Raw genomic sequence first — 10,685 nt, forward strand, 5'->3', positions numbered from 1 at the left:
ACGTTTGGAGCATTATTTGTTTACGTTTGGCTAAACCAATACATTCTTTACATGTCTTGTCCGATTAACGATTTCGTGCAGCCCGTTTCTCTTGTGCAAGCTGCCGGATAGCCGTTTCGATGTCTCCACCGAGCTGTGCTGCCCTGTTCATTACCTCCACCTTCTCGGTTTCCTCCGTGGTGTAGGTCAGGTATTCCTCCATGCTCACTTCCGTGGCATAGACTGCACTCTGCATACCGCCCAAGCCTATCCATACCTCCTTGTAGAGCCTATTCGGGTCGTTGTTCTGGTTGATGGAGAGTATCTGGCTCTTCTCCTTTTCCGAAAGACCGAGCATCGCCTGTATGCCGTCGAACTTGGTCATGTACTTGCGCTGGTCGAGCAGTATCTTGCAGTCAGAGTTGTTGATGATGCTCTCCTTGACGATGGGCGACTGAATGATGTCGTCCACTTCCTGCGTTACGACAATGGCTTCCCCGAAATACTTTCTCACCGTCTTGTACAAATATTTTATATAGTCTGCCATGTTAGCCGAAGCAATGGCTTTCCACGCTTCTTCAATGAGTATCATTTTCCTGATACCTTTGAGTCTTCGCATCTTGTTGATGAAGGCTTCCATGATGATAATCGTCACCACGGGGAAGAGGTCTTTGTTGTCCTTCACTTGATCAATCTCGAAGACGATGAAGCGTTTACTGAGCAAGTCGATGTTCTTGTCCGAGTTCAATAGGAAATCGTAATGTCCCCCTCGGTAGTATTGCTTGAGGGTTGTCAGGAGATTGTTGATATTGAAGTCCGAGAGTGTTACCTTGATGTCCCGTTTCTCCATATCCTTGCGATAGACGTCTCGCAGGTATTCATAGAAAGTATTAAAACAGGGCGTAACACTATGGTCTGCACATATCAGCTCGATGTACGAGTTCACGGCAGAGCCAAGTTCGCCCGCCTCGGTCTTGGTGATATGCTCATCGGCACTTTTCCAGAGCGTAAGCAACAGCGTGCATATACTCTCCCTCTTCTCTACATCGAAGAAATAGTCGTCGGTGTAGAAGGGATTAAAGGAAATCGGGCTTTCATTTGTGTAGGTGAAATAAACCCCATCTTCGCCTTTGGTCTTGCGGTGGATGAGTTCGCACAATCCCTGATACGAGTTTCCTGTATCGACCAAGAGGACGTGCGCCCCTTGCTCGTAATACTGGCGTACCATGTGGTTGGTAAAGAAACTCTTGCCACTTCCCGAAGGACCCAAGATGAATTTATTACGGTTTGTGATGACTCCCTTTTTCATCGGTAAGTCCGATATGTCCAGATGAACAGGCTTTCCCGATAGGCGGTCTGCCATCTTGATACCAAAGGGTGATAGCGAGTCCTTATAGTTCGTCTCTGCCGTAAAGAAGCAGAGGGCAGGCTCGATAAAAGTATAGAATGACTCTTCTGCAGGAAAGTCTGCGGCATTGCCGGGTATGCCCGCCCAGTAGAGCGTTGCAGCATCAATGGTGTTATGACGAGGGTGGCATTCCATAAGAGCAAGTGCAGAACCCACGTCATTCTTGATCTGGCGAAGTTCTTCCTTATCGCTGCTCCATGCCAGCACGTTGAAGTGGGCACGGATAGAGGTCAGTCCCTGTGAGTGGGCAATATTGAGATACTCCTGTATCCACTCCTCGTTGATTTGGTTGCTACGGCTGTAGCGTGCCAGCGAGTGCATGTTCCTTGCCTGCTTTTCAAAGCGTTCCAAGTTGACATCACTATCCTCGATAAAGAGGTACTGGTTATAGATATGGTTGCAGGGCAACATCAGACCCACGGGAGAGGCAAAGGAAAGACGGCAGTCGCTTCGGTCGGTGGATAACCGTTCATATCGGCTGTCCGTGCTGACCGTTGTCGGCAGGTCGTCCGTGTCGGAGAGTGTATGCAGACAAAGCATATTGTCGCCCACACGCACAAGGTCTGCGCCCAGACGGATGTCCTCCAAAGAAGCGTGTCCTTCTTCTGAAAGAGAGAAGTAGCGGTCTAAAAGTCCACCTTTCTCGGCTGTACCCACCAATTCCTCCTCCGTCATACGAGTAAGTCGAATCTGCTCCGTGTCGTTGATGATACGTTCGAACTGATCGACGGCTTCCATGAACTTCATCACCTCGTCCTTGTTGGTAATCTCCTTGGGAATGAGGTGTCCACGGCAGAGCGAGGAAAAGTTGCTCTGCTGTGCCATACGCTGCTTGTTCGTCTTGGTAAGGAAGAGATAGACTGAGTGGTGGAGATAGGGACGCTCATTGAAGTGCCGTTCAGATGCACGGGCAAGGAAGCTCAGTCCGCCATCGGAGAGCTTTCCTTGATAGTCTTCCTTAATGAACCAGTCTTGCTTGTGTACGATGCTGTAATTGGGTAGCACTTTTATAGCCTTATGCCAGGCAGAGTGCATTGCCTCGTATTCTGTAGAAGTGACGGTAAAGAGTTCGGGCAGCTCCACACGGAAAGCCACCGTGATGTCAGCATCCTTGCTCACCAGACAGCCCTGCTCTATGGAGAGCAGCGGAAACTTCGATTCCAAGGTTGTTATCTTGCTATTGTTTCTCATTTCTTCGCTTTCTTTGGTTGAAGGTTACGGATAAGGTGAAAGGCGGTACGGCGGTTTACAAGGTAGCGTGGGTGCATACGCACTGCTCCTTTTTTCATCAGCCCATATTGCCCGTACTTTCTATTCATGGTGAACGTTTGCCATACCACAAGGCTGGCACCCACTACACCTATGACAAGACAGGTAATTTGGCTGATGCCACAGAGATAGAGCACGACAACGAGAATGAAGACAGCCAGCAGTCCTCCTGCAAAGAGGAAGAGGTACTGTGCCTTCAAGCCCTTGAACTCTACCGTCCGGCCTACACCCTTGTTGATTTCAAATGCTGCCATCGCCTTACAGGAAGAAACTTCTCAGGATAGTGGCAGCCACAATGAGAAAGATACACGCACCGAACCAAGAGGCTGCGGTCTTGCTCGTATCGGGGTCACCACTTGAGAACTTGTTGTACACTTTTATTCCTCCTATCAACCCCACTACCGCCCCCACGGCATAAATGAGTTTCGTGCCGGGATCGAAGTAGGAGGTTACCATTTTCGTTGCTTCATTGATTCCGGCAATGCCGTTGCCCTGTGCGTATGCTCCTGCTGTGGTCAGTGCCATCAGGAGCAGCATTGTGATTTTCTTTTTGTTGTTCATTGTTCTTTTTATTTTATGTTGTTAAATGAATTGTTTTCTTTTGGGTAGAGATGGTAAGGGGTGGCTCGGTTTTATCGTATGACAGATATAGTTTGATTGTTTTGCTTTTGAGCCACCCCTTGATCACTTTACAATATGAATAAAAACATTAGCCTTACAGATAGTATGACAGTGGACGGTCGGCTTCTTCCAAAACATCGTTGTTGCAGCTCTCTACGTTTGAGTCTGTTTCAGAATCAGGAGAAGAGCTTATATTACTTTCCTCTAATTCCGCTTCCTCCGCTTTGCGAATGGCAGCAAGGAGCCTTTGATGGTCTTTTTCCTGCTTGAGCGTTGCCTCCTTGATATAGTCCATGAGCTGTGTGCCCCGTATGCTTTGCAGCGTATCCTGCACTTCGGCTTCGTTTTCCTCATCAAGCGTGTCATCATTCCTGTGCCAGCCGTTTACACGGGACAAGTCCCTTGTAAGAATAGCTGATGATGAGACTTCGGGTAAAGAATCGTCTGCAATCTGCAGTTCCTCACGGATGATAGTGTCTTCGTCCGGTTCGTCCATTGTGTAGTCAACCTGCATTTCATTGCCCTCGTCCTTTTCATCCGTATGTTCGGGTGCGGATTGAGGTGTATTAGTTGCCTCTGTTTCATCTTCCTTGCGTACATTTTGCGTCGCAAAGGTACTGGGATTATCGGCTGAATTTTCAGACGAGGAAACAGCGGGAGTTTCGGGGACAGACGGGGAAGTAAAGGGTTTACTCCTGCCCACCAAAACGTGCCTGGCATGTTCTACCTGTTCTTTTGTGACAATAGGCTTTCCTGTGGTTTCATCCACAGATTTGGGGACTGGTCGTAAGCAGATTTTCCAGAGGTATGCGATACCTAAAAATAGCCATATCACACCCAAGAAAAGGAGAATATCTAATAGAATTGTTTCCATTACTTACAGTGTTACGGTGGTTTTACTTCTCTGTTTATCGGCTGCATCATTGATTAATTTCTGATGTTCCCGTAAATGTTCACGCAGGATATTCTCTATGTAGGAAGTCATAGACACACGCTGATTCAAATCATGTAGAATATTGCGAAGCACCTGCAAGGTTTCGACATTCATGGTAAAGGCTGTTTTCCTTGGAAAGCGTGAAGTATGAAGAAAACGATTGCGATAATCTTCAAAACTATTGTAGTCCGAATGTACGGAAGGGGAAGAAGTATCTTCTTCTGATAATACTACCTCTGCTGTTTCCTCCATGGTTTCCACAACAGGTTTTTCCATAGAAGACAAAAGCCTGTCCAAGCGAATACAGAAATAGACAATGCTGATAAGCATCCAGATAATCCCCATGAGGAGAAATGTATCCAATAACAATGTTTTTATCATAAATTAAGTGTTTGATTACGTTTATACTGTGCCGCTGTCTTGTTCAGCATGGCTTGGTTTTCTTTCAAATGCTCAAGAAGGATATTTTCAATGTAGGCAGTGAGGGTCGTCTTTGCACGGACATCCCGAAGGACATCTCTGAGCAACTGCAAGACCTCACTGTTAATGGTGAATCCGGATTTACCATTACTGCATTGAGAATGGCTAAGGTAGCGTTCACGATATTCCTCAAAAGAGAGTTTGGCAGACAGGGCATCTTCCCTGCTTCCTTTGTCTTTATTTTTTTTAGCCCGTAAAGGTTCTGCTGTCTGTTCTGCTGCAGAAGTCCTTGCAACAGGTTCTTCTTCTTTCGCTTCTTGCGGTTCATCCGATTGGAGTTTTTCCAAATCACGCTCAAGATCTGTGGGCCGGTCATAAAAGGGGGATTCTTCCGGAGAACGTTCCTGTACACCGTAATTGCCCATCTCCTTGAGTTTGCTCCGGAGGACTTTCTTTCGTTCTTCACTAATGGAGGTCATAGGCTATCCGGAATGAGATGGCATTTTTCGATTACTTCCTCCACCCACAAGTCTATACCAGTAGGAAGGCGTAAGGTAAGTGCCGGAGGTAAGTAAGAACTGCGGAAGACACCCTTCACGCCACCTAACTCCAATTCCCTGGAGAATCTCACGGAATGGTATATGCGGGCATCAAATATACTGATGTCCTCTTCCTTTGCATATTGTGTGTAATAGTCCATAACGATGGAACTGGCGCTACGGTTGATTTTGTTCCATAGTAAGAGCAGGTCACGGATACGGGCATCGCTAAGTCCGACTCCCAAGTCCCTGATGGTCCTGGCATAGGCAAAGCTGGACACCAAAGATTGGGGATCCGCCTCTATAGGGGTGATGATATAGTCCATGTCTATGGAGAGTTGGAGCAAATCCTCGGTTGAAGCATGACCGGGAAAATCAAAAATTACGAGGTTTACCTTTATATCATGCGTCCTGATGTATTCGTTCACATATTTAATGACGTTTTTCGGTGTCGAGCGAATAATGGGATAGGCATGTTTCCCAAACTTGGTGAAGAAATCCTTCATCTGTTTAGAAATGGTTTCACTTCCCTCTATCACGCGGCGTTCTCTCTGCCTCAACTTGAAGAACGACTCTTGCGTTCCGTCACAATCTACGACAAGAAGAGATATTCCTTTTTCGTAATATAGAATGGACGCGAGGATTTCGGCAAGGCTACTCTTGCCAACCCCTCCTTTTTGCGATGCGAAGCCCAGATAGACGGGCTGATTTTTAACTTTCTGCTTCATCGTTGTTGAATATTGTATGATTAACTCTATTGTTACTTTCTTACAGACCGAGTTCAGTCAGTCGGATAGACAGTGAGTTGGTAGATAGGTATCGAGCCTTGAACTGACAGAATTTTTGACTGAGTGTCATAATTACTTTTTGACTGACTGATCTATAGACTTTATTACCGTCTGTCCAACTTCCTGAAGAACTCTTTAGCTGAGTTTTGTCGGTCGGTAGATGAGTTGATAAATTGGTATGTTTTGACCTAAATCCACTGCAAAATAAGTCAGTAATTTAGTTATTTCCAACCCTTGGGGAAATGCAGGGAAATGAAAGGAAAAAGAGTGAATATCATTGATAATGAGATATTTGGAAATCCGCCGTAACTTTGCAGGCGGATAGAGAATGTGGAGGTGATCTCCCCGAAGCGGACACCCTGAAAGGGTGGATACTTCAATCGTATCAACTCTTGATATTGGCAAGGTGTGTCTTTGTCCGACAAACTCCGTTTCTGCCGACAAAGACCCTTGTCCCGAAGGGGAGAGAATTACTCCAAAGTCGTAATTAGATAAGGATAAAAACAATGAACGAAAAGATAGAACGATGGGACAGATGGGATACCCGTCTTCCCAAGCCCAAAGACCAGCAACGGGCGATTGATTTGTTCCATAAATCAGGTGCGGAAACCAAGTCGGATTTCGTGCGTGGTCGTATTCTTGGAGAGAGTTTCAAGGTGATTACGGTGGATAAATCCGCTGTGGAATATTACCGAAAACTCTCCGAACTAACGGCACAAATCCATAAGATTGGCGTGCTGTATAACCAAACCGTGCGTGCCATCAACAGCTATCATAGCATAAAGACTGCACAGATTATGCTTGAGAAGTTGGAGAAATTGTCGGCTCAAATCATTGCCTTGCAAGAGCAGGCTATCAATCTAACCATTGATTATAGAAAGAAGAAGTATTGATAATTTAGTAAAAAAAATGATAGCAAAAATTTCAGCAACGGAAAACCTTGGAGGGGCACTCGGCTACAACTTCAAAAAGGTTGAAAAAGGAGAAGCGAATATTCTTCTTGCCGCTGAATTGTATCAGAGCAAGGAAGGACGTTATACGATGGAGGACGTGCTTGCTGATATGGAGGCATTGATACCGAAGAACTGCCGTACCAAGAAAACGGTGTTCCACTGTTCGCTCAATCCGCACCCGGACGAGAAACTATCCGATGAAACACTCTCGCAGATAGCCAAGGAGTATATGGAGGCTCTCGGCTACGGCAAACAGCCTTATATCGTGTTCAAACATAACGACATTACCCGTGAGCATATCCACATCGTGTCACTTCGGGTAGACAGTCGTGGACAGAAGATTAACGATAAGTTTGAGAAACAGCGGAGCAAGAAGATTACCGATGCCTTGGAAAGGAAATTTGGTCTCATTCCAAGTTCAAAGGTTACTGACAAGGCGATGAAAAAAACGCCCAAGATAGACACCAACAAAGGGAATATCAAGGAACAGGTGGCAAATGTTGTCCGCATGGTGCTGAAGCATTATTGTTTCTGTTCCTTGGGCGAACTGAATGCCGTACTGAGTAAATATAATCTTGCCACAGAGGAAGTCAAGACGGAGTTTCGGGGAAAGAAATATGATGGGCTGGTCTATGTTCCGACCGATGATAAGGGAGGTAAAATAAGTACACCCATCAACGCATCGGACATCGGCCGTGGTGTGGGCTATACTGCTGTGCAGAACAGGATACAGAAATCGAAGCAAGCCATCAAACCACTGATACCAACCATTAGAAGGAAGGTATTGGAAGTTATGCGTACTTCTCCTGATACAGAAGAAAAACTGCGACAAAGGTTGGAGGAACAAGGCTTGCGTGTGGTAATCCGAAAGAACGAAAGCGAACGCATCTATGGTATTACCTTCATTGACGATAAAGAGGGCATTGCGCTCAATGGCTCCCGATTGGGCAAGGGATATGCTGCCAATGTATTCAATGCCTATTTCTCCAATCCTGCCCATAACCCATTCTTGGACGAAACATTGTATGGCAGTCCGTCTGTCCGTTTGGAACAATCGGCAATCGTTCAACCCTCGCAGCCAAATACGGAGGAAAGCGACAACCTTGTCGATGAACTTATCGAGGATATGGCAGATGGTTCTTTCCTACCTATGGGCAACGATGATTGGAAGGAAACTGCATGGCAGCGTAAACTCCGCAAGCAGAGCAAGGTAAATCTTAGACGAAGAAAGCGGTAATTCTCTCGTTTAAACAGCAATCAAAAAATATTCTAACAACAATGTAAACCACCGCCCGAAAATTGTCTTATAAGATAATTTTAGACATAAGGACGGATACAATTTTTTATTCAATTATGGCACAGGAAGACGATTTAAGGGCGTTAGGTAAGGTCATGGACTTTATGCGGGGTATATCGGTGATATTCCTCCTTATCAACTGTTATTGGTTCTGCTACGAGGCGTTTCAGCAGTGGCACTTCACACTTGGTATCATCAATAAGATACTGATAAATTTCCAGCGAACGACGGGATTGTTTTCTTCCATCCTTTGGACGAAACTCTTTTGTGTAGTGTTTCTGGCTTTGTCCTGCCTTGGGACAAAAGGCGTTAAGGAAGAGACAATCACATGGCCGAAGATTTGGACGGTGCTTTTCTCCGGCTTTGTCTTTTTCTTTCTCAACTGGTGGCTGTTGGCATTGCCCATAGGAAAAATTGGTGCAGCTTCGCTCTATATCTTTACGCTGTCTTTGGGCTATATCTGTCTGCTGATGGGTGGCGTGTGGATGAGCCGATTGCTTAAAAACAACTTGATGGACGATGTGTTCAACACGGAGAACGAGAGTTTCATGCAGGAAACACGATTGATGGAGAATGAATACTCTGTCAATCTCCCTACACGTTTTTACTATAAGAAGAAGTGGAACAAAGGTTGGATTAACGTGGTCAATCCATTTCGTGCCTCAATGGTGCTCGGCACACCGGGTTCGGGTAAGTCCTACGCTATCGTGAACAACTATATCAAGCAACAGATAGAGAAAGGCTTTGCGATGTATATCTACGACTATAAGTTCCCCGATTTGTCGGAGATAGCCTACAATCATCTGCTTCATCACTTGGATGCCTATAAGGTAAAGCCGCAGTTTTATGTCATCAACTTCGATGATCCGAGAAAGTCGCATCGGTGCAATCCCATCAATCCAACCTTTATGACAGACATCTCAGATGCCTACGAGAGTGCCTACACCATCATGCTCAACCTCAACCGCTCGTGGATTCAGAAACAGGGTGATTTCTTTGTGGAGTCACCAATCATTCTGCTGGCTGCCATCATCTGGTTTCTGAAGATATACGAGAACGGGAAGTATTGCACCTTTCCCCATGCCATCGAGTTCCTGAACCGCCCCTACGCACAGATATTCCCGATACTTACTTCCTATGATGAGCTTGCCAATTACCTTTCTCCTTTCATGGACGCATGGGAGGGTGGAGCACAGGATCAGCTACAGGGACAGATCGCCAGTGCCAAGATACCACTATCCCGTATGATTTCTCCTGCACTTTATTGGGTGATGACGGGTGATGATTTCTCGCTCGACATCAATAACCCTAATGAGCCGAAAGTCCTTGTTGTGGGCAACAACCCTGATCGACAGAATATCTATTCGGCTGCACTCGGACTTTACAACAGCCGTATCGTGAAGCTCATCAACAAGAAGAAACAACTCAAATCCTCGGTTATTATAGACGAGCTGCCTACCATTTATTTTCGTGGACTTGATAATTTGATTGCCACAGCCCGAAGTAATAAAGTAGCAGTGTGTCTGGGCTTTCAGGACTTTTCGCAGTTAACCCGTGACTATGGAGACAAAGAAAGCAAGGTGATTCAAAATACGGTGGGAAATGTTTTTTCCGGGCAGGTAGTCGGTGAGACGGCTAAGACGCTTTCCGAACGGTTTGGTAAGGTACTTCAGCAACGACAGTCCATGACCATCAACCGCAACGACAAATCCACCTCTATCTCCACACAGATGGACAGCCTTATCCCTGCAAGCAAAATCAGTAATCTCACACAGGGTATGTTTGTGGGTGCGGTGTCCGACAACTTTGACGAGCGTATCGAGCAGAAGATTTTCCATGCTGAGATTGTGGTGGATAGTGCCAAGGTATCTGCAGAAACAAAGACCTACGAACCTATTCCTACGATTGCAGACTTTACAAACGAAGATGGCTCCGACAATCTCAAAGAGACCATAGAAGCCAACTATAAACGTGTCAAACAAGAGATTCTCTTACTTGTGGAATCGGAGAAGGAACGCATCAAGGCCGACCCGGCTCTTGCCCACTTGAACAAGGAGTAGATCATTTACCAACCGATGTCTCAAAGCATCTGTTCCTTGCAAAGGTTTCCGAGAAAAGTTACTCATCGGGAGTGCGGCACCTGTTGCGCACCGCTCCCGAAGATAGGATTAATCATCCCACTGCGATGTCGAGGTACGTCTCGGAGCGCCATACTCCTTTTCGTAGTCCTCATCGTCAAAGAAGTTGTTGCCTTTCGAGAGTGCTGGTCCCGTGGCAGGACCTTCGCCGATGCCCACGCTGGTGGAACCAGCGAGGATAGAGTTTTCTAACTCCATGGGAACTACATTGATTTCCGGTTTGATGTAATTGTTCATTTTTTTATTAATTAACTGTTTGTTTTAAATCATCGGGGGGAGCGCACCGCCCGTTTCCGTGGGATTCGGGGCGTGCCGCCCCCCCCGATGAGAGAGACATCT

11 protein-coding genes are annotated in these 10,685 nt (G+C 46.1%); 3 read left to right on the forward strand and 8 right to left on the reverse strand.

Features of this window, described 5'->3' with window-relative positions; all coding sequences use genetic code 11:
* Positions 1–64: 64 nt before the first annotated feature.
* The 7 genes from DYH27_RS10660 to DYH27_RS10690 all read right to left on the reverse strand — a co-directional run bounded on the left by DYH27_RS10660 (position 65) and on the right by DYH27_RS10690 (position 5,898).
* Positions 65–2,578, reverse strand: a complete 2,514-nt coding sequence (locus DYH27_RS10660; protein ID WP_115338018.1) for a TraG family conjugative transposon ATPase — start codon at positions 2,576–2,578, stop codon at positions 65–67.
* The gene (locus tag DYH27_RS10665) at positions 2,575–2,910 is read right to left on the reverse strand and encodes a DUF4133 domain-containing protein (protein ID WP_029216689.1); all 336 of its coding nucleotides are present in this window, start codon (positions 2,908–2,910) and stop codon (positions 2,575–2,577) included. The genes DYH27_RS10660 and DYH27_RS10665 overlap by 4 nt, the downstream gene beginning before the upstream one ends.
* Before the next feature lie 4 nt (positions 2,911–2,914).
* Positions 2,915–3,217, reverse strand: a complete 303-nt coding sequence (locus DYH27_RS10670) for a DUF4134 domain-containing protein (protein ID WP_021583498.1) — start codon at positions 3,215–3,217, stop codon at positions 2,915–2,917.
* A gap of 154 nt (positions 3,218–3,371) precedes the next feature.
* Positions 3,372–4,151: a hypothetical protein gene (locus tag DYH27_RS10675; protein ID WP_029216688.1), complete on the reverse strand. Its 780-nt coding sequence runs from the start codon at positions 4,149–4,151 to the stop codon at positions 3,372–3,374.
* 3 nt (positions 4,152–4,154) lie between these two features.
* Entirely contained in the window at positions 4,155–4,592 is a 438-nt protein-coding gene (locus DYH27_RS10680; protein WP_029216687.1) for a DUF3408 domain-containing protein, read from the reverse strand.
* Positions 4,589–5,110, reverse strand: a complete 522-nt coding sequence (locus DYH27_RS10685; RefSeq protein WP_025068501.1) for a DUF3408 domain-containing protein — start codon at positions 5,108–5,110, stop codon at positions 4,589–4,591. Before DYH27_RS10685 ends, DYH27_RS10680 begins: the two co-directional genes overlap by 4 nt.
* Complete coding sequence (locus tag DYH27_RS10690) at positions 5,107–5,898, reverse strand: ParA family protein (protein WP_004353766.1); 792 nt, start codon at positions 5,896–5,898, stop codon at positions 5,107–5,109. The genes DYH27_RS10685 and DYH27_RS10690 overlap by 4 nt, the downstream gene beginning before the upstream one ends.
* 566 nt (positions 5,899–6,464) lie before the next feature.
* Here DYH27_RS10690 and DYH27_RS10695 point away from each other — a divergent pair.
* From DYH27_RS10695 to mobC, 3 genes are all read left to right on the forward strand, one after another.
* Positions 6,465–6,851: a plasmid mobilization protein gene (locus DYH27_RS10695; RefSeq protein ID WP_025068490.1), complete on the forward strand. Its 387-nt coding sequence runs from the start codon at positions 6,465–6,467 to the stop codon at positions 6,849–6,851.
* 16 nt (positions 6,852–6,867) lie between these two features.
* Complete coding sequence (gene mobB / locus DYH27_RS10700) at positions 6,868–8,148, forward strand: conjugal transfer protein MobB (RefSeq protein ID WP_025068489.1); 1,281 nt, start codon at positions 6,868–6,870, stop codon at positions 8,146–8,148.
* Positions 8,149–8,264: 116 nt separating this feature from the next.
* A complete protein-coding gene (mobC, locus tag DYH27_RS10705) occupies positions 8,265–10,268 on the forward strand; it encodes a conjugal transfer protein MobC (RefSeq protein ID WP_115338019.1) in 2,004 nt (667 codons plus the stop codon).
* Positions 10,269–10,376: 108 nt separating this feature from the next.
* On the opposite strand, the gene DYH27_RS10710 is transcribed toward mobC, so the two are convergent.
* Positions 10,377–10,583 carry a hypothetical protein gene (locus tag DYH27_RS10710; protein ID WP_013671958.1) on the reverse strand — a complete coding sequence of 69 codons (207 nt, stop codon included), beginning with the start codon at positions 10,581–10,583 and terminating at the stop codon, positions 10,377–10,379.
* Between the last annotated feature and the right edge of the window lie 102 nt (positions 10,584–10,685).

Origin of the sequence: Prevotella denticola (assembly GCF_900454835.1) — a bacterium.
In the GTDB taxonomy this organism is placed as follows: domain Bacteria; phylum Bacteroidota; class Bacteroidia; order Bacteroidales; family Bacteroidaceae; genus Prevotella; species Prevotella denticola.

Excerpts from the sequence above, each read along its gene's own strand:
- DYH27_RS10660 (WP_115338018.1), bottom strand. The coding sequence starts at position 2,578 with ATGAGAAACAATAGCAAGATAACAACCTTGGAATCGAAGTTTCCGCTG.
- DYH27_RS10665 (WP_029216689.1), bottom strand. The coding sequence starts at position 2,910 with ATGGCAGCATTTGAAATCAACAAGGGTGTAGGCCGGACGGTAGAGTTC.
- DYH27_RS10670 (WP_021583498.1), bottom strand. The coding sequence starts at position 3,217 with ATGAACAACAAAAAGAAAATCACAATGCTGCTCCTGATGGCACTGACC.
- DYH27_RS10675 (WP_029216688.1), bottom strand. The coding sequence starts at position 4,151 with ATGGAAACAATTCTATTAGATATTCTCCTTTTCTTGGGTGTGATATGG.
- DYH27_RS10680 (WP_029216687.1), bottom strand. The coding sequence starts at position 4,592 with ATGATAAAAACATTGTTATTGGATACATTTCTCCTCATGGGGATTATC.
- DYH27_RS10685 (WP_025068501.1), bottom strand. The coding sequence starts at position 5,110 with ATGACCTCCATTAGTGAAGAACGAAAGAAAGTCCTCCGGAGCAAACTC.
- DYH27_RS10690 (WP_004353766.1), bottom strand. The coding sequence starts at position 5,898 with ATGAAGCAGAAAGTTAAAAATCAGCCCGTCTATCTGGGCTTCGCATCG.
- DYH27_RS10695 (WP_025068490.1), top strand. The coding sequence starts at position 6,465 with ATGAACGAAAAGATAGAACGATGGGACAGATGGGATACCCGTCTTCCC.
- mobB (WP_025068489.1), top strand. The coding sequence starts at position 6,868 with ATGATAGCAAAAATTTCAGCAACGGAAAACCTTGGAGGGGCACTCGGC.
- mobC (WP_115338019.1), top strand. The coding sequence starts at position 8,265 with ATGGCACAGGAAGACGATTTAAGGGCGTTAGGTAAGGTCATGGACTTT.
- DYH27_RS10710 (WP_013671958.1), bottom strand. The coding sequence starts at position 10,583 with ATGAACAATTACATCAAACCGGAAATCAATGTAGTTCCCATGGAGTTA.